This is a genomic window from Metallosphaera javensis (ex Sakai et al. 2022), from assembly GCA_021654415.1.
GTDB lineage: Archaea > Thermoproteota > Thermoprotei_A > Sulfolobales > Sulfolobaceae > Metallosphaera > Metallosphaera javensis.
Map to the genome: position 1 here is coordinate 1,690,440 of AP024487.1, position 24,535 is coordinate 1,714,974.

A 24,535-nucleotide genomic window follows, 5' to 3' on the forward strand; every position below is an offset into this window, starting at 1 on the left:
GATTGGGTTGGATCTAAAACTAAATAAATATTTAACTTTTAATTCGTGTTTTATTCCATGACTGACTTCGACGCCATAATCCTTGGTGGAGGAGGAGCAGGTTACACCACTGCCTTTGAGCTTTCCAGGGGCGGAATGAAGGTCCTGATGCTGGAACCTAAGGGCGTTCTGGGAGGAAACTGCCTATATGAAGGCTGTATACCCTCCAAGACCTACTGGTATGGAGCAAGTGAAATTGAAAGGTCCAGGAGAGTCCCCTTCATGAAGGCGGAGATATCCTTCCCCAAACTCGTGGAGTGGAAGGATCAAGTACAGGAAAGGAGGTTCAGGCAACACGACGAGGAAATCAAGGAACATGAGAACTTGACCTTCATCGCAGATTCCGGGGTAATGGTGGATCAGCAACACGTCAAGGTTAGGGATAAGACGTTCAGTACAAGATACCTCGTGATAGCCACTGGGGCCGACCCTGTAGTACCGAAGGGGTATGAGGGCGGGATCACCACCCACGACCTGCTAATGCCCAAAACAACCATAAGGGAAGTTCCAGAGAAGTTTGCGATCGTGGGAGGAGGATACATAGGGGTGGAGATGGCCTCAATCTTCGCCAGACTGGGCTCACAGGTTACCTTGTTTGCGTCCCATCTCATCAAGGAGGTTTCGCAGGAGGTTCAGGCTCTTCTGGAGAAGGAGTTGACCAATGCGGGAGTTAAAATAGTGAAGGAAAGGTCCTCGGGCATCCTCAGGGAGAACGGGAAAACGGTCATTACGGAGAAGGGAAGATATCAGGGTTTCGATGAAGTGCTTGTTGCTGTGGGAAGGAAGCCCAATACCTCTGCGGTGAACGGAATTCCCCTGGGAAAGAGGGGCGAGATAGAGACTTCCCCCGGGATGAGGACCGTACTGGATAACGTATATGCGCCCGGGGACGTGAACGGAAAGTTCATGCTATTCCACATCGCAGTGCTTGAGGGATGGGTGACCGCACAGAACATTCTCGAGGGAAACAGGGAAGTGGTAGAGATGGATTACAACGCTGTCCCCTTCGCTGTTTACTCCTTCCCACAGGTAGCATGGGTGGGACTCTGGAAAGAGCAGGCCATCGCCAGGGGTTTTGACGTGGAGACCAGAAGATACGATCTCTCCCTGGATTCCAGGGCACAGATAGATGGATTCGCAGAAGGATGGATGGAGGTGGTCATAGAGAGGGGAAGCCAGAGAATTCTTGGGGCACAGGTTGTGGGAGAGGATGCGGACATGTTAATAGGGGAACTGGCCCTGGCTGTTGGTGAGAGACTAACCAGTTATGAGCTGGCCAGAATCAGTCAGCCACATCCCACACAGCTTGAGCAAATCACCTCACTGATGAGGAGAGTGGTGAGGAGAGCGAGGTAATCACGACAAATCGATGATGTTTGCCCTCTCCTTGGCGAAATATAGGAATTCATCTACTGACATATCTGCGATCCTGGACGCACCGCGAAAATCACCGCTATCCACGTAATACTCCAGGGCTATCCTCAGTTTTGGAGGAAGGGAGTTGATGAAGTTCCAGTCGGCAGATTTCCTTCTCATCTCCCTGGCCTCCTCAACAAATCTAAGTATTTTCCCAAGTTTGGATTCCATATTTTCCAAGTAGATCCCGAGTATATGAATGTTTGGTTAGCCTCATGTAATTTAATATTTCTTTTTTAAAATCATGGATTATTCCTTTCCCGCTTAGATTAAACAGAACGTCTATGCCCCTGAGTGCCCTCACCCCCTGATACTCGTCTATCATCTCTATGGCAGAAAACACTCCCCCATTCTCCGTGAGCACATCTATGGACAACTCCTTGCCAAAGACCAGGCATACTGCCTCGGGATAGTCCGCGCTTCTAACCGGCAGTGATCTGGTCTTATCCACGACGTTTAAGGCCCTGTTCCTGGTCTCCGAGTTCTCCCCCAGTACCTTGATTCTTCCGTTACTCATCCAAGTTGGAAACCCAGATTAGGGGAACTTCAGTTCTGATCTCGTTCAAGACGCTTTCAGTGATAAACACTATCTCGTAACAACTGAAGAGTAGATCCCTCTTATCATACTTGGTCCAGTCAATCAGAAATGAGGTATCCATGATTGCCCTAATCGACTGCAATGATCCCAGCCTTTATCCTCAACTCATTGAATTCATCGACGGCCAACCCTGCTAGCTTGGCCCCATTATAAATATCTCCAGTCTCCACGTAATACTCCAGGGCTATCCTCAGTTTTGGAGGAAGGGAGTTGATGAAGTTCCAGTCGGCAGATTTCCTTCTCATCTCCCTGGCCTCTTTTTCGGCCTCCATTCTTCTCCTAAGCCACTCCTCGTTCATTGTTTACAATATCTCCTTAAAGAATAAGAGATATGTGGGACTTTGTTGCGTACAGGTTGAGTGTAGGGGACCCAGGAACGTTAAATCATCCTCAAGATGTCCCTAACCCTTGAACTTGACCGCTCAGTGTCCTCTAATCCTCTCCATGATGGCCTGCATACTTGAATACAGGATCTCTCCCCTGGTAACAGGGGAAAATTCCTCAAAGATTCCCTGACCAGGTCTTCCAACCAACATTTCCACGTTATTCCTTTTCAGGATCGAGTACGAGGGATAACACAGGGAACCATGTGCTGCTATCACCCTTTGCGCCCCCAGCCTGACGCATTCCCTGGCCACGGCAGGTCTCTTCATTGGAGAACGGAGAGCCGGGTTTTCCTCCCTGGTCATTATTTCCCTGTTCCTGTCGTCAAATAGGATTAGAAATTTTCCCCTGGAGAAGACCTCAATCTTATCCTGATCGTCCACAACTGTACAAATTTTCATAGGAATGAGAAGAACTGGTGGCTAAAAACCTTAGCTCAAGCGTGCCTTTCCACTGAGGCAGAGTTCCGGACCTAGACCATTTAAATATCCTTGTGTGCACAAATTGTTATGGAGAAGATCAGTGTCGCCTACGCAACAGCGGTTAGCTTAGGGGCCATAATTGGATCGGGGATTTTCGTCCTCAGTGGAACCGTCATCTCCCTGGCCGGGATTCTGTCAATTCTGGCCTTCGCCTTTGTGGGCTTTCTGGCCCTCATTATTGCGTTTGAAACAGGCGAGCTCACATCCCTCTTTCCTGACCTTAAAGGATCAGCCTATTCCTTCGCCAATGAGGCCTTTGGTACGCATTTGGGTTTCGTCACAGGGGTACTCCTCTATTTCAGTTACGCCTCCAGTATAGCAGCTATCTCCACTGGTTTTGGATCATATCTTTCCTCTATAGTGGGCGGGGATCCAATCATCTATGCAATACTGCTCATACTGATCCTGTCGGTGCTTAATCTGATGGGTGTGCAGAAGGCAGCCGAGGCCGACTTCTACCTGGTCATGATAAAGGTGGCTATCCTTGTAATTTTTTCCGCCTTTGCCCTCCTCCTTGTGAACAGGGTGAACCTGGCCAGTCACTTCACCATCCCCGCAGACGCAGGATATGGCTTTCTGGAGTCTTTCCAGGGGATAATCTTCGCGTACTCGGGCTTTCAAAGCGTTTCAACAATAGCATCAAGTGTGAAGGGAGGAGGAAAGGGAGCAGCCAGGGCAATAATATACAGCGTGATCATAAGCCTGGTACTGTACGTGACCGTGGTAATTTCCATGATGATCCTGGTCCCTGCAAACCTTTACAGAATTAGCGCGGATCCCCTATCCTTCGCCCTATCCTACGTGCATGCACCACAATGGCTTTACCTTGTAGTTGGAATTGGGGCACTCATTGCCACAACCTCTGCAACCCTGGCCATGATCCTGACTTCGTCCAGAATGATCTATCAGCTTGGAGCGGATGGACTACTGCCAGGGATTGTGGCCAAGTACAACAGGGAGAGAGATGTGGCAAGTAACGGAGTGATAATTTCAGCTATCATAGGCCTCGTCACGCTCTTTGCAGGGAACGTATACGTGATAGCTGCCATCAGTAACTTTGGTCTCCTTTTCTCCTATCTTGTTACGTCCCTGGCGGTCATCCACCTGAGGAAGAGAACCAATCCAGAGTTCAAGACTCCTGGCTATCCCTATCTGCCCTGGTTCTCGGTGGTGGGACTTCTGGTCATCTTTGTGGGAATGCCTAAGGAGGCTCTGCTCATAGGTGCCCTTTCAACAATGGTACTGCTCGTGATATACTCCTTGATGAGGGAAGGTAAGAGGGAGAAACCGGAGAAGGTGAGGCTGTTTGATGTTCTGCTCAGCTGGAAAGAAAGGAGAGATCAGGGGATGAAACAGGGATCGTGACCAGGACGTGGGACCAGCTTGGAGTTTTGATGATGCCTGACCAGGACATGATTAAGAAGCGTGAATAAAACTTTACGGGGCGCTAATCCAACTCCTTCTGAACTTTCAGGACCCTCCTCCACAGACCTTCCTCCACGAGGGAGGAGATCCAGTTAAACTCCAGGGATTTCAGGAGAGTCAGGATCGCTTCCCCATCCGGGTTACCTTCTCTCCATTGATTGAAAAGAGTTAGAGCTCTCACGGTCATGTTCACAATTCCCGGATATCTCACCTCAAGTTTACGGGAAACGTCAATCATGTAAGCCTTGGGCACCGCGCAGTAGGTGTCTTCCCTCCTCAGACCGTGAACCACCGCAAGGGCCTGCAGTAATCTTCTCTCACTCTTGTAAGCCCTGAAGGCTGAGAGTCTCAAACAACCTCTCCTCAATCTACTCACTGCCACAAGGAAATCATTCAGGCTCATCCTTGCATAATCCCTTTCATTTCGCGTCATGAAGAACCTGAGAATGGCGAGTTAATAGCTTCACCTACATGAAGCTCACTGCGATGGACTTCCGGCCGGTAACTCAAGCTGGAGTAGTGCTTTACGGATTTTAACGTGGTGAGATATTCTTCAATAAAGCTCGTATTGAAATGAAAATCGTTCATAGATGAGCGATGACATTTACCTTAAAAGTGAAATTTAATTGGAAGATAATTGGGACAGAACTGAAGGACTTTTAGGTAAAATGGACTTGAAGGGATTTTCAGGAAAGTACTACTGGAGCTTTTCAAGCTGTGCGTCTCGCGCGGGAGAGGGTTTTGTCCAAACCAAAGGTTAACCAATTTACAATCTTTTAACTGCGCAATTCAAGACATGACCATGAGACTCATACTCGCATTCGACGTTTTCGGAACGCTTCTGGATACCTCAAGTTTTCCGCCGGAAATAAGGAGAAGACAGCTGGAACTTACATGGGTCTACACAACCATGGAGAAGTTTGTCCCCTTCAGGGAGATCACCAGACAGGCCATTCAGGAGTACCTCCTCACTCACGAGGGATCGGAAACCGATCTGATGAACGCCTGGTTGAACCTGAGGGCTTACCCCGACACCAGGTTCTTGAAGGACATATCAGAACTTGCCGACGTTTTCGCGTTGAGTAACGGTTCGGTAGAGGAGGTTGAGGAACACCTGAGGAGGAACGGGGTGCTCCAGTATTTCAAGGGAGTGGTTAGTGCCGAGGAGGTTAAGGCATACAAACCTTCCCCCAGAGTCTACAAATACTTCCTGGAGAGAGCCGGTTACCCTGCATTCCTGGCCTCATCAAACTGGTTTGACCTCATGGGGGCGAAAAACGCCGGGATGGGGGCCCTCTACCTGAACAGGAGAATGGAGAAGCTCTCCCTGGTTCAGGTTGACATAATAGCAAGGGACCTGGAGAAACTGGCCCTTTACCTGAAGGAGAAGGCGTAAACGAGAGGGTTCTCTGGCCTCTTCAGGAAAAACTCCAACATGTGAACGCATCCCAATTCATTGTTTGTACCAAGTTTGAAACTAGGGGCTACTTCATATTTTGTTATGTATTTAAGGAGCCTTTAACCTGAACTACACAACAAACTGAGCCGGGCCCTGAAACTAATCTGGTGTCGTCTTTCATCGCTCTTCTCCCCGCTTCAGTTAGACCTCCATCGCCAAGTTACGGCAACCATTTTATTTCATACGCGGAACTTTTCTCATGAATCAGAAAGTCATCGTGATCGGGATTACCATAATCGTGGTACTGATCCTGGTTCTGGGAACACTCCCCGTGTATGGAGTTCCGCTGGATACGCCGTTCAGGGTTTCCCCGCAACAGCTCACCAACCAGACGTGCGTTCTCTTCATTTCCTGGTATGGATGTCCCTATGGAGCTACGGACAGCTGGGCACTCTATCTAGCCCTGTCCCACTACGGAAAACTTAACGTAACCCTGAACCACTCTGACCCGCTGGACGAATACCCCAACACCTCCGGGCTTATCTTCGAAGGTTTTACCCCAAATTCAACGGTGAGATTCAGGGTGATATACCTCTACAATGAATATCTTAACGCTTCTGCCAATGGCACGCCCATCAACAATTACGTGGAGTATGGCCTTCAGCTGATCAGGGATGAGGCTCCGTGGGCCTACCCTCTGGTCAACAGGTATGAAGTTCAGAGCTTTGCCTCAGGAGAGTTCTTCAGACCTGCAGTGGACCTGGGTAGTCCATCACACATACCCTCCACCATTATCATATCCGGGCCAAAGGGAACCTACATGGTGATTGGTTACCTGTATTCTCCCTCTACAATAACCGGTTACTCCCCGGAGCAACTGCTTCACAACCTCACCAGCCTAAAACCGGTGGTGAGTGCGTCGGAGGAGATCGAGGGATTGCTATGATGAAAGTGATGCATCTCCCCCTCAAGAGGGAATACATTGTCCTAACCTCTGCCCTCTACCCTGAAGGGGTTGGCAGGGCCAGGGGAATATGCGCCATATTCGTGGATAAGGCCTACTGTAACAAGGATCCGTGGAGCGACGTGAGATCTCTCTGCGCTGAGGGCGAGATCGCCTTCATCACAGCTGCCACCGCTTACTCCCACGAGGAAAGATCCTGGGGCGAGCTTTACGTGAGTGCGGGAGTTGGGGAGAGCGGGGAGGACGCAGGCTGTACCATCAACGTGGGGGCATTTGTGAACGAGGGACTGAACCTGAATGGTCTTGTGGACCTTGTGAGGACCGTAACTGAGGCAAAATCAGGGGCCTTGAGGGATCTGGGACTTAACCTCACCGGTACGGTGAGCGACGCAGTGGCGGTGGGCAGTACACCCGGGGATGGATATTTCGCCGGTCCAGGCACGGCACTGGGCAAGGAGGTTGCAAGGGATGTGAGGCGAAAGATTGTGGAACTGCTGAGGTCCACGTCCAGTGATTAGCGCTTCACGATCATGACAGGAAGGGTAAATTTTGCGTGCTTTCTCTTAGTATTTTTCATTAATTTTTATCGCCTGGCACGATCACCATTCAAAGGAATTCGAGTAAGAACTTACATAAAGAACTGCTGAAGAGACATCAGGCTAGATCGTGAAAATCCATGGGGGAGATTTCATTTGTCCCCTTCTCAAGTCACTTTTTCCCTTCTCGTTCTCCTGATTCCCGTCACTAACACGGAGTCGAGTGCCTTCCCCGGCATGAAGCCCTATTTACCACATGAAGAAATTTCTTCCATGAAAATAGCCATAGTGGGCGCGGGACCGGCAGGACTCTTTCTGGCCAGAAACCTGAAGGAGGACGTGATTGTTTACGAAAGGGAGAAGAGGCTCGGCACCAAACCCTGTAGCTGGGTTGTCCTGTCCTCGGTGGAGGACCTCCTCTCAAGGAATGAAATTCTGTTCAAGATAACGGGGTACAGGATCTTTTTTGACAACAAACTGGTCCACGAGGTTCATTCCAGCGAACCCTTCGCGTATATAATAGACAAACCCAGGTTTCTGGAACGCTTGGCTGAGGGAGTTGAGATCAGGTGGGAGAAGGGAGAGATCAGGGGAAACGAGGTCAATGGTATCAGGTATGACCACGTGGTGGACGCAAGGGGATATCAGGCCCTCTCCCACGACACCGTTCAGGCAATCCAGTACGATACTACCTATCACGCAGAGGAGAACGTGCTGAACTCCTATTTCTACTCAGATTTCGTGGGTTACGGATGGGTTTTCCCTGGTCCTCACGGCGCCAGGATAGGGATTGGTGGTGAGGCTCCCTTCACCGTGCTCAGGGAGAGACTCAATTCCCTCCTCGCTGGGGAAAAGGTTAGCTACGGAGTGGCCAGGATCTCCATGGGAGGTCTGAAGCTGGGGAACGCGGTGGGAGAGGCAGGTGGCGCGGTGTTTCCCATCACAGGGGAGGGAATAAGACCATCCCTGATGCACGCGGAACTTGTGGCCAGGAGGATTGCTGGCGAGGAGGTGGACCTGAGGAATTCCAGCCTCTTCAGGATTATGAATGCCCATCTCAAGGTTGTGGAGGAGGCGAGGAAACGTGAAAAACCCGGGGAATACGTAAGCAAGGTGTTCATGGGAACGTTAAGGTGACAGCTCATGATCTTGGAGAGTTTCACAACTTCAATCTATCCAGACTCCACAAGCTTCTCCACAAGGATTATGCCAGGCTCCACATGAACTCTCTTCTCCCCTCCCCTATTTACCACCAGGTCACCCGGGTTCAGGATCAGGATGGTCCCAGTTCTCCTCTCAAAGGAGTCCAGAAGTACGCCCGTGGTGTTCACAGGTCCCCAGGTCAGGGGGCCCTCGCTTCTTCTCAGATACTCGAGGAACCCGTCAATGTTTTCCCTCACCTTCCTGGCTCTAACCTGTGCCAGTATGTGAAGTACGTCCAGGGGACTCTCCACCTCCCTCTCTATGTGTTCCTCATCCTCGGAGATGTGCTCCTCCGGGTCTATCCTCCCGTAACCCTCAACGTACTCAACTCCGTTCTTCCCTGCAATGCGGAGGATCTCAGCCTCCACTTCCCTGAATTTCTCCTCCAGCTTCTCCACCCCCTCAGGGTTCCTGTCCAGAACACGATACATCTCCATGTAGTTCCTGGATAGGAGGGCCAGCTCCTCCACCTCACGGTCGCGGAGCGAGTTCACGAACCTCTGATATACGTTCTCCGGTTCACTGGTGTTCCTCAGGTACATGTAATCCCTTGCCTCGAACTGGATCAGTTCCTTGTTAAGGATGTGCTCCCTCAGACCTGACATATCCCTGAAGCCCTTTATGATCCTTAGGGCGATGTCCAGAACTCCCACCGACACGCCCTCCTGGAAGGGAAAGGGCTCGCTATATAGGTAATCTATGCCCAGGCATTTCCTCACGTCGGTGCAGTGCTTGTTCACCTCAAGAACGTAGACCACTCCATTGTCTTCCCCAATGACGTAATCCCTCAGGGGATCAACAGTTTCCACGTACGTGTATCCCTGAATCTTGTAGGTATTTTCAGCTATGGCCATTGCCATTTCGTACCTGTTTTCGTGGAATTTATCCAGGAATTTCATGCATCTACATGAATACGTGAGATTATAAGCATGGACTGACCGGTCAAGATACGGACTCGAAGGCAAATTTTCTAGGAAAGGAACTCTTTCCGTCTCGAACGTGATCAGTGTGGATACGGAGTCTAGAAGGGTCTTAAATCACCCCGTTCCTTCCTTTACGGAAACAAGAAATCGTAAAGACATGTTTTTAACTCTCAAATCCACACCTTATTTATGTTTGGATTTGGAAAAAAGAAGGACAAGAAGAAAGATGAGGAAAATAATGAACAGACGGGGCCCGTTGATCCGTTCTCCAGCTTTGACGATATCTTTAATCAATTCCTGAAGATGCAGGAGGAAATGATCAAACAGCTCATGGAGAGTGGAGACGTCAGGACATACACCAGGAGAGTGACCATAGGTCCGGACGGACAACCGAGGATTGAGGAATACGTCAATGGAGTCCCGATCTCCCAGGTCAAGGAGAAGGAAGTTGAGCCTCCTGAGGGAGACTTCGAGGTGGTGGAAAGCGGGGATAAGGTTATAGTTACCCTTGAGGTTCCAGGCGCGAAGAAGGAGGAAATTCAGGCAACCCTAAAGAATAAGGTGAAATTGATAGTGGAGTGGAATGGGAGGAAGAGCGAGATATCCCTTCCCGGTCCGGTGGAACCAGTGTCAACGAAGCTCAATAACGGGGTCCTGGTCTTCACCTTCAAGAAAGCTTACAAGGATGGTGAAGAGAAGCTCAAGATTCAATGATTTCACAGTCCATAGAAACCTACATAAATTCGTCTATAACGTGCTAACGTAGCGTAAAAATCCTAAAAACCTTAAAAATGATATAACGATTCGACGAACAATTTTGTTGTCCTGAATAACAATTACAGTAAGAGAAGGAAAATATCTCCAAACAGGTGTGAGTTGCGTAAGTGTGATGGCAAAAATCATGATGACGTAATGTCCCTGTCTTCTGTGTTTCTAATGAGGTTTTGGGGCTACCCCATATTGTTGTATATTTAAGGATACTTTAACGTGAAATACACAACAAACCAGACTAGCCTCGAGGTTTTTCAATTAAAACTTAAATGTCACCAGCACGTTCTAAAATTGTGGGCGTATTACACGGAACCTGGGATGGCGAAAATTTTTACACATGGCTTGAGAACGAAAACGATGGAGAGCTGGGCTCCCTGAAGGACGTGGATGTCCTGATCCAGGAGCTAGAAGCCGTCCCTACCACAATAGAGGTCGCTTTTCCTTCTAAAGATGGAAAGCCCGCCCTTTATCCCTACTCTTCGGCAAGGGAGATCTCGCAATTTAAGATCCAGGCCATGAAGATTCCTAACCGCCATCTTCTGAGATTTCTCGTTGAGAGATACGACTTCCCCTACTCAAATTCCATGAACTACTGGAGGCACGTGCTCCTTGTGGTGCTCACCCTGATCAAATGGAGGAGAGGTTTTTACCCCAGATTTGAAGATAGGATACACTGGGAGATCGAGGAAAATCTCCTGCATGAGATCACGAAAATCGCACCTGTGGATTCCATGCCCTACAGTTCCTGGTCCTCAAAGGAGGGAAGAAAGGAGATTGTGAAAAGCTTTGTCGACGCAGTAATGGATTCCTTGGCCAACCTCAGTCTGAGTCCTGATGATTTGAGGGTTCTCTCCAGTTATTCCCTTTCCTCCTCGTCCCGCTACACCCTTTACTTCCTCGCCACGCCTGAGGAGGAAGGATGGAGAGTGACCTTTGGACTTTATGACCTTCAAAGGAACGCCATGATTCCCTACGATTTCTCAGTCTTGAAGGCGGAATTCCACGAAATGCTTCACAGGGTAATGAGATACCCAGAGGTTAGAAACAACATTTACTATAATACCCCTTTCGTCGTGGATCACGAAAGTGCAAAAATGGTAATGAGGGCCCTCTCCTATCTATCTAAAAAGGGATACAAGGTTTTTGTGAGGACCAAGGCCCGGGTGAAGCCAGTGATAAGGACCTCCGGCCTAAATCTACTTACCAAGGAGGAGATAGAGAGTTTCGATTACAGGATTGCCCTTGGAGATCACGAGCTCTCTCCCGAGGAATTTGAAAGGCTTGTTCGAGAGAACAGACCCTACCTTGAACTGGGGGGTAAGCTAATAGAAATCTCTACGAAAGACCTAGAGAGGGTTGAGAGGATCCTCGATAGGATCAAGAAGGGCGAGCTAAGCAGGACCGAGCTCGTGAGGGAAGCCCTGTCAGGTTACGTGGAGGGAGAACATATCAAGGGACTAGTAGAAAAGCTGGAGGATAAGAAATTCTCCGTTCTTGAGCCCCCAAACCTGAACGTGAAGTTAAGACCCTATCAGGTTAAGGGCTTTTCTTGGATGAGATTCATGACCTCCCTTGGTTTTGGAGTCTGCCTAGCCGATGATATGGGACTTGGAAAGACTATTCAGACAATTGCCACCATAGCCAAGGCAAAGGAGGAAGGGGAAGAGGTATCACCCTCTCTAGTGGTATGCCCCACCTCCGTGTTAAGGAACTGGGAAGAGGAGATAGGGAGATATGCCCCATCTCTCACCTTCACCGTAATTCACGGAAAGGAGAAGGGCAGTGTGAACGGTGAAAAGGTAGACGTTTACATCACCACCTACAATACCCTTCTCATGAGAGAGGAGTTGTTAAGGGTAAACTGGAAGTTCCTTGTTCTGGACGAGGCTCAGAACATAAAGAACTCCGACACCAGGCGGAGCAGGTTAATTAGGCAGTTAAAGGGAGAGTACAGGATTGCGTTAACGGGCACTCCCATAGAGAACAGCGTGAACGACTTGTGGTCAATAATGAACTTCCTCAACCCAGGTTTGCTGGGCAGTAGAAATGAATTTGAGGAGAGATTCGCGAAACCCATTAGAGGGGGAGATCAGGAGGCCAAAGAGACCCTGAGAAGGTTAATAGCCCCCTTCATCCTCAGGAGAACGAAGAACGACGAAAGCGTTGCCCTTGACCTTCCCGACAAGATAGAGATGAGCGAATACTGCAATCTCACGGAGGAACAGGTCGCCCTGTACAGAGCAATTGTGGACGATTTCTTAACTAGGGTGGATAAGCTCAGCGGAATGAAGAGGAGGAGTTCCATTCTGGCCACAATAACCAAACTCAAGGAGGTGGTCGATCATCCTGCCCTCGTGAAGGGGGACAGGGACTACTCCCCGGTGAGATCGGGCAAGTTAAAGAGGGCCCTGGACGTGGTGGAGGAGGCCGTAAAGGAGGGAGATAGGGTGGCAATCTTTACCCAGTTCGTGGAGATGGGGGAGATCCTGAAACTTGCCCTTGAGATGGGAGACTATAACCCCCTTTTCTTTCATGGAGGTCTCTCAAGGGAGGAGAGGGACAGGTTACTTAACGAATTTAACGCAAACTCGGACAGAAAGGTCATTATAATGTCCCTTCGTGCAGGAGGAGTTGGGATCAATCTGACATCGGCAAACAGGGTGATCCATTACGATAGATGGTGGAACCCAGCTGTGGAGAATCAGGCCACGGACAGGACCCACAGGATAGGCCAGACTAAGAAGGTAATAGTTCACAAAATGATCTCGCTGGGCACAATCGAGGAGAAAATAGACGAAGTAATAAAAACAAAGGAGCAGGTATACAGGGAGTTCATAAGGGGGAACGAGGAGGTACTGACTGAACTCTCCACTGAGGAACTAAGGAGAATCCTGGAGTTGAGATGAATGCCATTGTACGATAGCTCTTGGTATACGGATGCATGGGTGAGACTGGGTTTAAGGAGGGCTAAGAGGGAAAGGAAGGAGAGGGGAATAGACTACTATAAGGAAGGAAGGGTGAACGTGGTGAGCATCGCTGAGGGTGAGATCAGGGCAACGGTGAGGGGAAGTTCCAGATACCTAGTTACTATTAGGGCTCTACCATTCCCTCCTGGTGCGAACAGGATTATCCTGGAGAAGTTAAACGTTATACTTAATCTCAACACCTTTCCCGAGGAGGTTGAATTGGAGCTCAGGCTGAAGGGTCTCTCCCTCCTCCCGGAAAAGATTGATTATGACTGCACATGCCCGGATAATGCGAGGCCTTGCAAGCATGTGGTGGCCACTATTCTTGAGACCGCGAAGATCTTCGCAAGGGACGTACGCAAATACCTAGTCTTCAGAGGATTTAAATCTGAAAACAACTTCGACGTTAAGGAATATCTTGGGGACAGGGAGGAGATGGAGAACCATTTCTCGTCCCTTGTGAAGACAATGACCTTCATGTATTCTCCTGTGGAAGATGAGGAACTTGTAAGGATACTCAGGAAGATGAGCAAGGTGGGGGACACTCTTCTAAAGAAGCTCAAACAGAACCTCTAGTGATGGCCGTAAAAGTGTCTTGGGAAAAGAGGGAAAAGTCACGCTATGCGAAAGGGTTAAGTAAAACCATGGGATCGATAATTACATTGAATACCATTCCTTCAAAGGCACATTCATCCTTAAGACCTGAAACGCGATGTAAAAACAATAATGCAAAATGATTCCGTCTCCTAGTAATTGGATTATTTAAACCACCAAGTTTTACGTATTCTAAGGTAAAGGGGATTTTCATCGAGACGACGAGATGAATGACTGCGGTACTTTTCCTTCCCGTACTCAAAATAAAAACAGATCAGGAACTTGTTAGGATCCTTCTCCTTTTGTTGGTAGACGTCTTCAGTCCCTGAGAAACGTTATAACCAGGAAAATACTATTCATAAAAGAAAAACTTAAGATTGCTAAAAGAGTTTTTAGTTCATGGCTAAATTCCTACTTGTGGTAAAATCCCAGGATCAGCCAAATGTAAATACTGCAGTGAATGTGGCAAATGGTCTAAAGATGATGGGTGCGGAGGACGTGAGGGTGGTATTCCTGGGACCTGGAATAACCGCACTTGACAAGAAAGGCAAGCTCTCAGAGATAGTCAGTAAAAACGTGGATGCGTTTAGGAAGAACTCGGTCAAGGTGTACGCCTGCGAGATGGCAATGAAAAACTATAACGTGAGTAAGGAGGAACTGGTTCACGCAGATGAGATCAGCAGGGGAGCAGACGTCATAGTAAAGTTCGCTAATGAGGGCTACATCATCTTAACATTTTAAGGCTCAAGTTCTATACAGATTTATTTCCAATTTTTTTTAAATTATATATCTGTGATAACTTATCTGAACCAAACTAGGAAAAGATAGGCTGGAAAAAGGAGAGATGTCAAAAGACATGACCTTGAATATTACAGTTGAAAATATATACATAATTATAGTAAAATTTTATAGCTGATCATAGTGTCATCATATTGGTATTTTTAAGTTTCAAGGAATTCAATACGAAGTCATGAGGTTATAAAACTTTATGCAAATTTCGCGACATTATGGAGTTGAGTCTTATTATCATAGCATTTCTATGACCTAACAACTCTTGACGAGACTACTTTATATGCTGTGTAGTCGAGATCTATGATGCTGAATATATAATAGAGCCAGTAAGTTGGATCTTTTTTAATCTTCTTGTTCATCCAATGCTTGGGAGTATCCATAACCTCTAGCGCCCTTAAAAACAGATATGAACGGACCGTATTAGTCTTAGGTCCGCCACACAGTGGCAAATCGGCATTTGCTTATCTATTGTTTAAGGCACTTAGGGAAGTGGGAAACGATGCTGCCCTACTGGATTGCGATATTCCTTCCCCTACATTTAGAAGATATGATATACTTTCAAATGAGGAAAACCAGCATGCATACTTAACTCCTAACTACAGCAAGCCCACCGAGGAGATTAACCCAGAGATGTACGAAAATATTATTGATCTAAACCTAGCTGCAGTGATAGAGAAGGGAATAATAGTAATGGATGGATTGGGTAAGCATTCAAGGTTAACTGATGCCCTCATTAAACGCTCTAAGGCACTCATTGTGCTGAGCAAGCACAACTTAACCCAAGATGAAATGAAAAGTTCCAATTACGTTATTAATGGCAATCCAACTCATCCCTTTACGTTCTACAGAGGGGCATTGAGGATAACGACCTATACGTAAAAGGTTCAGGTATACGTGAACATTGACAATTTTGAGGGTCAGCTTTACGGACTGTCAAGAAGTGGAATACATCACGGAGATGTGACTTCGATACCCAAAGATACCCTAGCGGAAATAAGGAAGGTAGCTTCCTACATTCACGATCACGGTTTGTGGACTTCCTCGTGACCCTAACGGGGCAACATCCTCCACGATCGTCGTGGCAACTTATTATTGTTAACCGTCATGCCCTGAATGACAAATTTTCTGAATATCTATAACTTTTGAGTTTCATCGAACTCTGATATCCTGTAATTGACTCCACTCCTCTTGAGCACGGCCACCGTTTCCTCAAACGCCCTATCGGGCACGAGCAAGTGATCGTGGGATATGAACTTGATTCCTTTGAACTTCCTGGAAAGTCCATGATATTGCTTAACATAAGTCTTGTTTCCAACCCTCTGTACAGTCCTACCTCCCACGAGCAACCTATGTAACGTCCTTTCACTTACCAGGGTAGACTTGGATATTTTCAAGACCACTTGTGGAAATCCGCCTATTCCCAAGAAGTAGCCCATGTCCACCTGATCCACCGGATTCCCGAACTCTAGTACGGCTCCTTTACCAAATCTAGCCTTCAACCTTAATTTCTCTCCGCTAACGTCAAGGAAAAACGTCGGTTTAACTGTGAATATCGCATTCACAGCTCCATGAACAAGCATAGGTTCGACTCCCTCTGTCACGTATATCTCAAATAGGTCGGCATAGACTTCAGGTGAGTTCTTCTCAGCCAGAAGTATTGATCTTCTCTCACGTTTGACTATCCTCCTTGGACTCTTAAAGTCCTCACCCTTGATCACCCTCTCTACCGTCTCCTCCATGGAGCTCAATGAGGTCTGGATTATTCCCCTCACCTTCTCTAGCTCGCTCTGTTCTGGAGCCCTCTCCATAGAGATAATCTCGTTCAATTTCACCCATTCATCTTCATGATCGCCAAGAAAACATCTGGATACCTCCCTATCGGGCGTCACTGAGATACCTTTCTCCGTCAGGATCTCCCTCTCTATCCTGGTAGGGGAGTTAAGTTTGCTGGGAACGTAGAGAACAGCTACCTCTCCCGGTTCTATCTTAATCTCGTTTACGTCTTTGGGGAGAGGAACATCCAGAATCACAAGAGATCTGTCGCTTGGATCAGTGAATTTGAGGACATTCTCCCATAACTCCGATCCCACAAACCGGTAGTTTACGCTCTTCCCTTGACTTCGCAATTCCTTTACGGTGAGGGCAACATTGATGACGGCAGGGATGGAAGTTCTTGACGCTATAACATTTACCATATGTAGTCATTAAACTGACTACAATAAAACCTTTGCGGACATCTCCGTGGGAATATGGTGAGGAAATAGCCAGGACCACTGGGATTGTATATTTTCATGCTAGAGTCAGTGTGTGGAGTTACTGTAATCAGAGACCTCCAGGTTTCTGCGAGATGTTAAATTGAAAGAGAATCGAAGACGTCGCTTAAAGATACTCCACACATTATATCTTTCCTAGAGACTAGATCAATTCTCAGCTCAACTCTGGATGATATCATGTTTCCGGTATCAATTCCATAAGCTTCCCTTTCTCGGCCTGACCAAGGCTCCTGCACCCAACCTTACTCAGGGAGGAGGACATCACATACCCCTTTCCAACATGAAGGTCATAGTACTGGTCACTTGAGCTGGCCCAGTTGAAATAATGAAGGCTTGCCCTGGAGAGAGGAGATCCAACTCCCCGTGGAATTTTGAGGACCAATAGATTCAATGCAGTCCGCGTGTAAGGAATCAGCTCGTTCACGCTGTTAACTCCCTTCATGGAAAGGTATCTAGCAACTAGCTCTGAATCAACCACTCCCTCAACCCCCATTCCAATCTCCTTTCCAAGGGAGAGGTTCACGCTCCCATTATGGGCCACGTAGAGCAATTCCCTGTCGTTGGATTCTAGGTAGGGATGGGAGTACATGGAGGACACCAGGGAGGGATCACTAGCTTTCCTAGCGTGAATGATCACCATCATCCTGCCTGAAAGGGAGTCCACCAGGTTGATGAGAGTGCTTCTCTCGGAGGGTTCAAACACAGGCCTTGAGCTCCTGTGATGAATTAGCCTGTCCTCCGTGAGCGCCACAATACCCCATCCGTGAGGATGTGACCATCCCTTGAGTGGGTCGTCCTCCGCTGCCTTCACCAGGCAGTCCGCAAGTTCCCTTAACGTTGCCCTGTTACTTCCGTGATATGCTACCATCCTGCACATGTGAAGATATTGAAATTGACTTGATTTAAATATTGCTTCCGGTAATTCTGTTCAAGCTTGTTAATTTTTCACATAATATTCAGTTCCTGGACCTGAATCTGCCACCATGGGAATCTGGCACAGGTTAAAGAACCCGTATTAGCCCTATCAGCGTAATCCTTTTATTACCTGTAGTCTATATACAGAATACATGAAGACCATTATGATCAGAGATGACGTGTATGAGAGGCTTCTGGAAATCAAGGGTGACAGGAGCTTTAGTGAACTGATAGATCAGCTGATAAGGGAGTCCAGGGATTCAAGGAATAAACGCCTCATGAGGTATTTTGGAATACTGACGGATGAGGAGGCGAATAAACTGGAAGAAGAGGTCAAGAGAGCTAGGGAGAAGTTAGATGAAAGTATTAGCCGACACGTCCGCTCTGATTGAGTTCATGAGAGGAAATGAAAGGGCAAAGAGTTTTATCACTGGCGCGGAAAAGGTCTACGTGAGCTCCCTGTCCCTTTACGAGATTCTGGTGGGTAGAACGCCCAGAGAGGAGATATTGGGCCTAGTCTCTTCCCTTGATGGAGTTCTTCCGCTGACCGGACGGGACGGCGTTATTGCATCCTCCATATACAGGAAGTTGAAGAGTGAAGGAAAGCTAATAGGGAGCATTGATATACTTATTGCCTCCCAGGCCTTGACCAGGAAGCTGACGGTGCTGACCAAGGACAAGGACTTCCAAAACGTTAAGGACGTCAGGGTTGTGCTGATTGAATAGGGCTTATCCATCAGGGGTTGAAGTACTATTCTTACGTCACACTGGTTTCCTTGATCAAGATTGAGAGCAATTTCCGGTCATTTTTGCTCAGTTACACCTGTGCAGTTTTCAGGTGTCCCTGAGAACTGGACAAGGTCGTGATACTCTCGCCATTAATGCAGGGATGGAGTTTCTGCCTCTTTCTCATGGGCTAACCTCAGGAATCAAGAGGAGTCTTTATCCTATTACCCTCTCCTTATCGGCCTTTACCAGTTGTATTTAATCTAAACTAGAGGTTAATCTTAAATAAGAGTTACTCTAAATTACATTTGGATGGAAAAATGGAAACTCAGGAAAGAATACCCCTAATAGGTGAAAAGTTCCCGGAGATGGAGGTGGATACAACCCAGGGTAGGATGAAACTACCCGAAGTATTTTCAGGGAAATGGTTCGTGATCTTCTCCCATCCAGGGGACTTTACTCCAGTGTGCACCACGGAGTTCTACAGCTTCGCCAAGCGATACCAGGAGTTCAAGAACCTGAACACCGAGTTGATTGGCCTATCCGTTGATAGTAACATCAGTCATATTGAATGGGTGAACTGGATAGAGCAGAACCTGAAGATTGAGATTCCCTTCCCCATAATTGCAGATCCAATGGGTAACGTTGCAAAGAAACTGGGGATGTTGCACGCAGAGTCCTCAACGGCCACAGTGAGGGCTGTGTTTATCGTGGATCCTAAGGGAATAGTGAGGTTAATAATGTATTATCCGCTGGAAATTGGAAGGAACATAAGCGAAATATTGAGAAGCGTTAAGGCGTTGCAACTTGTGGATAAGACCGGGAATGTGATACCAGCTAACTGGCCCAACAACGAAATGATCGGGGACAACGTGCTAAATCCACCGCCCAGAACCGTGAAGGACTCCAAGCTGAGATTACAGCAATTCAAGGGATTTGCGTGGTGGCTGACTTACAGGGAAGCTGATAAGAAGGAGGTAGAGGAGGCAAAGAAGCTATTGTCCCAGAACTAGTCTCATGAATACAATTTCTTTTTTAATAATATTAGAAAATTAACTCTATTCAGTTATAGAAAAGAGTAATAACATTTTACAATTACTCCTTGTTTTATGCCATGAGCACTGGGGAAATCCCTCTGAAGGATTAATAATCCACAGGTGAAGGGTTTAGCACTATTATGCGTTTAGCTCTGGTCTGCACGTCCTTGCACAGTGGGTGCTTAATACATTGTATGTCGCATCATTTTCATGCGTATATACTTCCATAGTCTCGATCAGTTACCCCCGGATCTTAGGGAAAGGATAAGGAAACTGTACGCAAGGGATCCCATAACATATGCCTACCTTTATTACGACCTAATCACTCCCGAGGAATCCGCAAACACCTCCTTGATACTGGACAATTCCATGGTAGTTCTCTGGAGAGGCCTCATGAGGAATGACGTATTGCTTTACGGAAACGAAGTGGAGCTTATCCCGGACTTGGACATACACAATATTCAGACTTACAACCTAGAGGAAACGGAATATCTATCAAGGAGATTTCCTAAACTGAGGGCCATCAGATATCTTGACATGATATGCGAACCCATTGGACCCAGCGAAACTGCGACTAAACTGCAGGTCGAAGACCTTGATCAACTAGCGGAAATCAGGGAATTATCCACGGGTAGAATATCCCGGGAAAGGGCCAGGAGACTGCTGGAGAAAACATTTGGAGTTAAGGAAGGTGGTAAACTCGTGTCTATTGGCAGTTCCCTAGTTACCTTACCGGAGGTCTGGATAACAGGCGGAATGTTCACCTTGCCCGAATACAGGGGAAGAGGATACGCAGGGGAGGTAGTGAAGGCCATGGCATGGGAGGCCAGAAGAAAAGGAGCCATTCCCCTTTTGCACGTTAGGGAAGATAACCTCCCGGCTATCAGGGCCTATTCACGGGTAGGGTGCAGAGAATTAAGGAGGCGGTGGTGGTTCATATGACGTGGAGTGCATGTAGTAGCCACACGCTCACAGATACCACGACCGGTCTCAAGCACAGGGAAACCTTAAAGGAGAACTCAACTGTGACTTAACTCACGCTCAGTTCCAGGGATGGACAGAACGCCTTTCTCCAGAAGGTAGTTCAGATAAATCTCGTTCACGAAAGTCCTCACAAACCTCGCCTCTCCAAATCCCAGGCTTGCTCCCCTTTGCTCTTCAATTCTGTAGTTAATAACCGCATATCTGGATGTCATGGAAAGGACCAGGTCCTCATGGGAATTAATGAAGGTCTCGTCCAGTGGACTTCTCCTTGGCCTTATCACGGCAAAGCTACCCGCATTGAGGACCCTGTAACTCTTTCCTGCAAATCTGGCCATCGGTCCCACCATGCTCTCTATCATGGTTACGAACCTTACCCCCAGCTTTTCCCTGAACTTAAGCAGTTTGCCGTAAACCTTGGCCGGGGCAAGACCTGTTAACTTCCCGAAAACGCCCATTCCCGTCACGAACCAGGGTTTGGGATCCATCAGGAGCACGTGATAGGTGTGGTAACTTGAGGGTGAGGCCATCACCAGATCCACGCCGGTGACCGAGTCCAGCTGATCCCTCAGCTTACTCACGCTCTCCACCCTGGTGAGATCGTCGTTTGATATCACCACCCACTTTGGCTTGAACTTCAGAGCCTCATTGACCCCTGCGTTCACGCTCCTAGCGTAATTGAAGAGCGGTCCTCTGCTCTCCACGAAAATGATATGCAATCCCTGAAAGTGCTCCCTCGTCCTTGAGGCTAGCTTCCCTGAGGCGTCCGCAGTGGGAACCACTACCACGATCTCGCTATCTCCCTCAACCTCCACAAACCTCATATCTGCGCTGGGCCTTCCCTTCATCCACTCTATTATCTCCTCCCTGGAGAAGGTGTAGTATATCCTCTCCACGTCCTTGGGAGACCCCCTGAAAAGCTTCTCTATCTCCTCCATGATCATCACCTCACGTTTGCGGTCTGCCTCCCCAGAAAGTACCTGTAGAAGAGGGTGTAAAGGGTCAGCATGGAAAAGGAGTAAATGAAATCCTCAACCGGGATCGTTATCACCCTGACTCCCAGTATGCTTCCGGGACCATACTCCACCACGGGAAGGGCTGTGAGAAAGAAGTCAAACACCAGGAATGGAACGTAACTGAGGGCTATGAAGCGCCAGAAATTCAAGGACTCCAGCATTCCCCTGTCAAGTAACCAGCTCGCAATCAGGGCCATTCCCATGTAAAGCAGGTCCACTAGTACTTAGGTAAAGTTTTTATCTTGGTATTACTAATATAGAATGTGGAGGAATTAGAGAAGGCTTACAGGGAGGAAAAGAATGCTAGGATAAGGCAGAGAATACTGGGGGTGAAGATGTACCTCGTGGACGGGTTCAGGGAGTACAGGGTGGCCGAGGTCCTCGGGGTTTCGTACTCAACGGTGAAGAAGTGGGTCGCGAAGTACAAGAGGGGAGGGGTCGGAGCGTTGAGGGATAGGCCAAGGTCGGGTAGGCCCAGGAAGTACTCCAGCGAGGAGGTGAAGAAGGTGCTGGAGACAAGTCCCAGGGAGCTGGGATACAACCTGGAGGGGTGGACCATGAGGGCGCTGAACGCTGAGCTGAGGAAGAGGGGGATAGTTTACAATAGGTATCACCTTTACAGGGTAGTGCACCAGCTGGGGTACGGTTTCGTGACGCCCAGGCCGGTGAACGCCAGGGCCGAGGTGGAGAAGCACCGCGATTTTAAAAAAAGTGAAGGAACTGATGGGACGCAGGATAGCGTTCTTCGATGAGACAAGGGTGGTGGTGGGCACCACGGTGAGGAGGTGCCTCGCCAGGAGGGGTTCCAGGCCCAGGATCAGGGTGAACCTGGGCTTCCAGCACTTCTACGTCTTCCTCGCCCTTGACGCCATTTCAAGGAAGGTGCTGTACACCCTCTACAACTCCCTCTCCAGCAAGAACATGAAGAGCTTCGTTTACAGGATGGAGAGGAAGTGGGGCAGGGAGACCAAGTACCTCGTCCTTGACAACCACTCCTCCCACAAGACGGGGGCTATCCTGGACCTGTTCAGGAGAAGGGGAGTGAGACCCGTTTTCACCCCAAAGTACTCGCCAGAGCTAAACCCTGTGGAGAGGATCTTCAAGGACCTGAAGTTCCACCTTGCGAACAGGTTCTTCAACAACGTGGAAGAGGCAAGGGAGGAGGTGAGGAGGTTCTTCGAGGAACATCACGATCAGTTTAATCTTGATGTGGTCCAATATCTGGATTTAGATGAAATAGAGGTAGAAAACAATGGATAAAAACTTCCACAAAGTACTAACGAAGGTGTAGGAATGTGCAAGGAAGAGAGGGGAGATTGAAAGCGAGGCCACTCCGGCCAAGAGGCTAATCCACGAGGCCCACCTGACGCGCGAGTCCCTTCTCCTCCTCATAAAGTCGTATATCATGATGGTGGCAAAGGGAGTGACCACAAAGAACATCACCTCCTCAACCGGCAGGTTAACCACGTAAAGCCCCAGCACGTGAGAGGGATTGAAGGCCCACGAATCACGATAGGTGGCCAGGAAATCCCAGAACAGGTAGAGCGGGGCAACCACCCCCACTGATTTCATGAGGGCAACATAGTTCCTCCCTCCCATCCACAGCGAGATCAGCAGGGTGGGGAAGAACATCATGGAATCTATCTCAGCATAGGCAAACCTGCCAACGAGGAAAGGGATCTCCATACGTAAACACCCACAGAGTTCTTCATGACTGAAAGAACTATCTTCCTCTTCTTGGGTTTAACCTTTCTGGACAGGACGACGCAGGGGGAGGAGCTGATCCTCAATCCCGTCCACTTATACATCTCGGAGGCGGTCTTTATGGGTACGAGGTATCTGCTGGGGATGAACCTGTAACCCCTCTCTGCCTCCCTCTCAAATTCCAGGTATCTCTCAACCTGAAACCTCATGAAGTCCTTGAACTTGTCGGTGCACTCCAGTCCCCTTACCCCAAATCTCTCCATATCCTCAACTGGAAGGTACTGCCTTCCCAGGTACTCGTCCTCCTTTACGTCCCTGATGAAGTTGAGGTACTGCATGCTCCTGCCCAGCATCTTGGCGTAGGGCTCCGCCTCGCCTGGCAGATCCAGTATCTTCATCATGAAAAGCCCTATCACCTCCGCCGATCCATACATGTACTTGAGGGTCTCATCCAGGGTATAGTACACCCTCTTATGAAGGTCGCTCTCCATGGCGTTAAGGAACGCCTCTACCCACTCCTCCCTGAAGCCCTTCCTCTCCTTGAGCTCAACGAAGTTCTCCAGTACCACATTTCCCGTCCTCCTTCCATCCCTCTCCATCTCATACATTTTCCTCATCTGATAGAACTCATCCCTCCTCTGGGGAACGCTGTCCACAAGGTCATCAAAGACCCTCACAAACGCGTAAAGTTTGGTCACATCCTCCCTAATCCTGGGAGGAAAGAACAGAGTGCTGTTGTAGTATGTCGTGCTCCCACGCTTGAAAATTTCGTCAAGCTGTTTGTTCAAGTTGTATCGTGTTAAACCCTGTTAAAGTGAATTAATGCATTTGTAAAAAACTCTTTAATTGACGACTATAGGGAACTGAAAGAAAAAATCTAATTCATATTTAAAAGGGGACCCTCGCCCTTACAATTATGATCATTGAAAATATGCTGGAATATGCAGGAATTTTCGCCCTCACCTTCGTGGGGATGGAGTTCGTGGCAAGGGGAATGCACAAATATGTGATGCATGGGGTGATGTGGTCCGTTCACGAGGATCATCACAGGGAAAGGCAGGCGGAACTGGAGAAAAATGATCTCTTCGGGCTCCTTTTTGCTGGAGTTGCCATTTTCCTGATATTTCAGGGGATCCTCCACGGAAACCTGCTGGCCCTGAGCGCTGGTCTGGGCCTCACGGGATATGGGGTGGCCTACTTCTTCGTGCACGACATGGTAATCCACGACAGGCATCTACACCTCAGGAGCTGGGGAATGAGGCACAGTCCATTCAGGGAATTGATCCTGGTTCACGACGTGCATCATGCTGAGGGAGAGGGTAACTGGGGGTTCCTCTTCGTGATAAAGGGACTGGACAAGATACCCCCGGAACTGCAGGTGAAGAAGTGAC

Annotated in this window: 31 protein-coding genes and 1 pseudogene; 19 read left to right on the forward strand and 13 right to left on the reverse strand. The window is 48.3% G+C overall.

All coding sequences use genetic code 11. From position 1 onward, the window contains the following. The first annotated feature begins 57 nt into the window (after positions 1-57). Positions 58-1,395, forward strand: coding sequence for a dihydrolipoyl dehydrogenase (locus QVC96_RS09600; RefSeq protein WP_238026795.1), 1,338 nt, complete (start codon positions 58-60; stop codon positions 1,393-1,395). On the opposite strand, the gene QVC96_RS09605 is transcribed toward QVC96_RS09600, so the two are convergent. From QVC96_RS09605 to QVC96_RS09625, 5 genes are all read right to left on the reverse strand, one after another. Then, positions 1,396-1,626, reverse strand: a complete 231-nt coding sequence (locus QVC96_RS09605) for a hypothetical protein (RefSeq protein WP_287689079.1) — start codon at positions 1,624-1,626, stop codon at positions 1,396-1,398. It lies immediately after the preceding gene. Then, positions 1,598-1,972, reverse strand: a complete 375-nt coding sequence (locus QVC96_RS09610; protein ID WP_287689080.1) for a hypothetical protein — start codon at positions 1,970-1,972, stop codon at positions 1,598-1,600. The genes QVC96_RS09605 and QVC96_RS09610 overlap by 29 nt, the downstream gene beginning before the upstream one ends. Next, entirely contained in the window at positions 1,965-2,135 is a 171-nt protein-coding gene (locus tag QVC96_RS09615) for a hypothetical protein (protein WP_287689081.1), read from the reverse strand. Before QVC96_RS09615 ends, QVC96_RS09610 begins: the two co-directional genes overlap by 8 nt. Then, positions 2,122-2,352 (reverse strand): hypothetical protein, encoded by a 231-nt coding sequence (locus QVC96_RS09620; RefSeq protein WP_287689082.1) that lies wholly within the window; start codon positions 2,350-2,352, stop codon positions 2,122-2,124. The genes QVC96_RS09615 and QVC96_RS09620 overlap by 14 nt, the downstream gene beginning before the upstream one ends. Positions 2,353-2,475: 123 nt before the next feature. Beyond that, positions 2,476-2,838 carry a NifB/NifX family molybdenum-iron cluster-binding protein gene (locus QVC96_RS09625; RefSeq protein ID WP_287689083.1) on the reverse strand — a complete coding sequence of 121 codons (363 nt, stop codon included), beginning with the start codon at positions 2,836-2,838 and terminating at the stop codon, positions 2,476-2,478. Positions 2,839-2,946: 108 nt separating this feature from the next. Here QVC96_RS09625 and QVC96_RS09630 point away from each other — a divergent pair, with 108 nt between their 5' ends. Continuing rightward, positions 2,947-4,284, forward strand: coding sequence for an APC family permease (locus QVC96_RS09630; protein ID WP_287689084.1), 1,338 nt, complete (start codon positions 2,947-2,949; stop codon positions 4,282-4,284). Positions 4,285-4,366: 82 nt separating this feature from the next. On the opposite strand, the gene QVC96_RS09635 is transcribed toward QVC96_RS09630, so the two are convergent. After that, positions 4,367-4,777, reverse strand: a complete 411-nt coding sequence (locus tag QVC96_RS09635) for a hypothetical protein (protein WP_238026791.1) — start codon at positions 4,775-4,777, stop codon at positions 4,367-4,369. A gap of 369 nt (positions 4,778-5,146) precedes the next feature. On the opposite strand from QVC96_RS09635, the gene QVC96_RS09640 reads away from it, so the two are divergent. The 4 genes from QVC96_RS09640 (at position 5,147) to QVC96_RS09655 (ending at position 8,380) form a co-directional block, all read left to right on the forward strand. Continuing rightward, positions 5,147-5,740, forward strand: coding sequence for a haloacid dehalogenase type II (locus QVC96_RS09640; RefSeq protein ID WP_287689085.1), 594 nt, complete (start codon positions 5,147-5,149; stop codon positions 5,738-5,740). Positions 5,741-6,002: 262 nt separating this feature from the next. Next, positions 6,003-6,689: a DUF929 domain-containing protein gene (locus QVC96_RS09645; protein WP_287689086.1), complete on the forward strand. Its 687-nt coding sequence runs from the start codon at positions 6,003-6,005 to the stop codon at positions 6,687-6,689. After that, positions 6,686-7,225, forward strand: a complete 540-nt coding sequence (locus tag QVC96_RS09650) for an adenosylcobinamide amidohydrolase (protein ID WP_238026788.1) — start codon at positions 6,686-6,688, stop codon at positions 7,223-7,225. The genes QVC96_RS09645 and QVC96_RS09650 overlap by 4 nt, the downstream gene beginning before the upstream one ends. A 174-nt stretch (positions 7,226-7,399) precedes the next feature. Next, positions 7,400-8,380, forward strand: a complete 981-nt coding sequence (locus QVC96_RS09655) for an NAD(P)/FAD-dependent oxidoreductase (protein ID WP_287689087.1) — start codon at positions 7,400-7,402, stop codon at positions 8,378-8,380. A gap of 35 nt (positions 8,381-8,415) precedes the next feature. Here QVC96_RS09655 and QVC96_RS09660 read toward each other — a convergent pair whose 3' ends face one another. Next, positions 8,416-9,345: a hypothetical protein gene (locus tag QVC96_RS09660; protein ID WP_287689088.1), complete on the reverse strand. Its 930-nt coding sequence runs from the start codon at positions 9,343-9,345 to the stop codon at positions 8,416-8,418. A gap of 213 nt (positions 9,346-9,558) precedes the next feature. On the opposite strand from QVC96_RS09660, the gene QVC96_RS09665 reads away from it, so the two are divergent. From QVC96_RS09665 to QVC96_RS09690, 6 genes are all read left to right on the forward strand, one after another. Beyond that, the gene (locus tag QVC96_RS09665; protein WP_238026785.1) at positions 9,559-10,083 is read left to right on the forward strand and encodes an Hsp20/alpha crystallin family protein; all 525 of its coding nucleotides are present in this window, start codon (positions 9,559-9,561) and stop codon (positions 10,081-10,083) included. Between the two features lie 350 nt (positions 10,084-10,433). After that, positions 10,434-13,046, forward strand: a complete 2,613-nt coding sequence (locus QVC96_RS09670) for a DEAD/DEAH box helicase (protein WP_287689089.1) — start codon at positions 10,434-10,436, stop codon at positions 13,044-13,046. After that, positions 13,047-13,682 (forward strand): SWIM zinc finger family protein, encoded by a 636-nt coding sequence (locus tag QVC96_RS09675; RefSeq protein ID WP_287689090.1) that lies wholly within the window; start codon positions 13,047-13,049, stop codon positions 13,680-13,682. Positions 13,683-14,099: 417 nt separating this feature from the next. After that, the gene (locus QVC96_RS09680; RefSeq protein ID WP_287689091.1) at positions 14,100-14,441 is read left to right on the forward strand and encodes a DsrE family protein; all 342 of its coding nucleotides are present in this window, start codon (positions 14,100-14,102) and stop codon (positions 14,439-14,441) included. A gap of 540 nt (positions 14,442-14,981) precedes the next feature. Next, on the forward strand, positions 14,982-15,371 hold the full coding sequence (locus QVC96_RS09685) for a hypothetical protein (protein ID WP_287689092.1): 390 nt from the start codon (positions 14,982-14,984) through the stop codon (positions 15,369-15,371). A gap of 15 nt (positions 15,372-15,386) precedes the next feature. Next, a complete protein-coding gene (locus QVC96_RS09690) occupies positions 15,387-15,539 on the forward strand; it encodes a hypothetical protein (RefSeq protein ID WP_287689093.1) in 153 nt (50 codons plus the stop codon). Between the two features lie 86 nt (positions 15,540-15,625). Here QVC96_RS09690 and QVC96_RS09695 read toward each other — a convergent pair whose 3' ends face one another. Then, positions 15,626-16,687 (reverse strand): hypothetical protein, encoded by a 1,062-nt coding sequence (locus QVC96_RS09695; RefSeq protein ID WP_287689094.1) that lies wholly within the window; start codon positions 16,685-16,687, stop codon positions 15,626-15,628. Between the two features lie 253 nt (positions 16,688-16,940). After that, the gene (locus QVC96_RS09700) at positions 16,941-17,642 is read right to left on the reverse strand and encodes a hypothetical protein (RefSeq protein ID WP_287689095.1); all 702 of its coding nucleotides are present in this window, start codon (positions 17,640-17,642) and stop codon (positions 16,941-16,943) included. 190 nt (positions 17,643-17,832) lie between these two features. On the opposite strand from QVC96_RS09700, the gene QVC96_RS09705 reads away from it, so the two are divergent. The 4 genes from QVC96_RS09705 to QVC96_RS09720 all read left to right on the forward strand — a co-directional run bounded on the left by QVC96_RS09705 (position 17,833) and on the right by QVC96_RS09720 (position 20,385). Further along, entirely contained in the window at positions 17,833-18,072 is a 240-nt protein-coding gene (locus QVC96_RS09705) for an antitoxin VapB family protein (protein WP_238026781.1), read from the forward strand. Next, positions 18,038-18,406 carry a type II toxin-antitoxin system VapC family toxin gene (locus QVC96_RS09710; protein WP_287689096.1) on the forward strand — a complete coding sequence of 123 codons (369 nt, stop codon included), beginning with the start codon at positions 18,038-18,040 and terminating at the stop codon, positions 18,404-18,406. The genes QVC96_RS09705 and QVC96_RS09710 overlap by 35 nt, the downstream gene beginning before the upstream one ends. 320 nt (positions 18,407-18,726) lie before the next feature. Continuing rightward, positions 18,727-19,419: a peroxiredoxin gene (locus tag QVC96_RS09715; RefSeq protein ID WP_425597994.1), complete on the forward strand. Its 693-nt coding sequence runs from the start codon at positions 18,727-18,729 to the stop codon at positions 19,417-19,419. A gap of 234 nt (positions 19,420-19,653) precedes the next feature. Next, the gene (locus QVC96_RS09720; protein ID WP_287689098.1) at positions 19,654-20,385 is read left to right on the forward strand and encodes a GNAT family N-acetyltransferase; all 732 of its coding nucleotides are present in this window, start codon (positions 19,654-19,656) and stop codon (positions 20,383-20,385) included. Between the two features lie 77 nt (positions 20,386-20,462). Here QVC96_RS09720 and QVC96_RS09725 read toward each other — a convergent pair whose 3' ends face one another. Together QVC96_RS09725 and QVC96_RS09730 are read right to left on the reverse strand one after the other, a co-directional pair. Next, positions 20,463-21,362, reverse strand: a complete 900-nt coding sequence (locus QVC96_RS09725) for a hypothetical protein (RefSeq protein WP_287689099.1) — start codon at positions 21,360-21,362, stop codon at positions 20,463-20,465. A 5-nt stretch (positions 21,363-21,367) separates the two neighbouring features. Next, positions 21,368-21,658, reverse strand: a pseudogene (locus QVC96_RS09730) (lycopene cyclase domain-containing protein); the annotation flags it as partial. A gap of 45 nt (positions 21,659-21,703) precedes the next feature. Here QVC96_RS09730 and QVC96_RS09735 point away from each other — a divergent pair. Continuing rightward, positions 21,704-22,192, forward strand: a complete 489-nt coding sequence (locus QVC96_RS09735; protein WP_238027283.1) for a helix-turn-helix domain-containing protein — start codon at positions 21,704-21,706, stop codon at positions 22,190-22,192. Next, complete coding sequence (locus QVC96_RS09740) at positions 22,164-22,700, forward strand: IS630 family transposase (protein ID WP_287688834.1); 537 nt, start codon at positions 22,164-22,166, stop codon at positions 22,698-22,700. Before QVC96_RS09735 ends, QVC96_RS09740 begins: the two co-directional genes overlap by 29 nt. Here QVC96_RS09740 and QVC96_RS09745 read toward each other — a convergent pair. Then, complete coding sequence (locus QVC96_RS09745; protein ID WP_287689101.1) at positions 22,668-23,126, reverse strand: lycopene cyclase domain-containing protein; 459 nt, start codon at positions 23,124-23,126, stop codon at positions 22,668-22,670. The genes QVC96_RS09740 and QVC96_RS09745 overlap by 33 nt on opposite strands. After that, positions 23,081-23,932 (reverse strand): phytoene/squalene synthase family protein, encoded by an 852-nt coding sequence (locus tag QVC96_RS09750; RefSeq protein WP_287689102.1) that lies wholly within the window; start codon positions 23,930-23,932, stop codon positions 23,081-23,083. The genes QVC96_RS09745 and QVC96_RS09750 overlap by 46 nt, the downstream gene beginning before the upstream one ends. 128 nt (positions 23,933-24,060) lie before the next feature. Here QVC96_RS09750 and QVC96_RS09755 point away from each other — a divergent pair, with 128 nt between their 5' ends. Further along, on the forward strand, positions 24,061-24,534 hold the full coding sequence (locus QVC96_RS09755; RefSeq protein WP_287689103.1) for a porin: 474 nt from the start codon (positions 24,061-24,063) through the stop codon (positions 24,532-24,534). The last annotated feature ends 1 nt before the right edge of the window (position 24,535 follow it).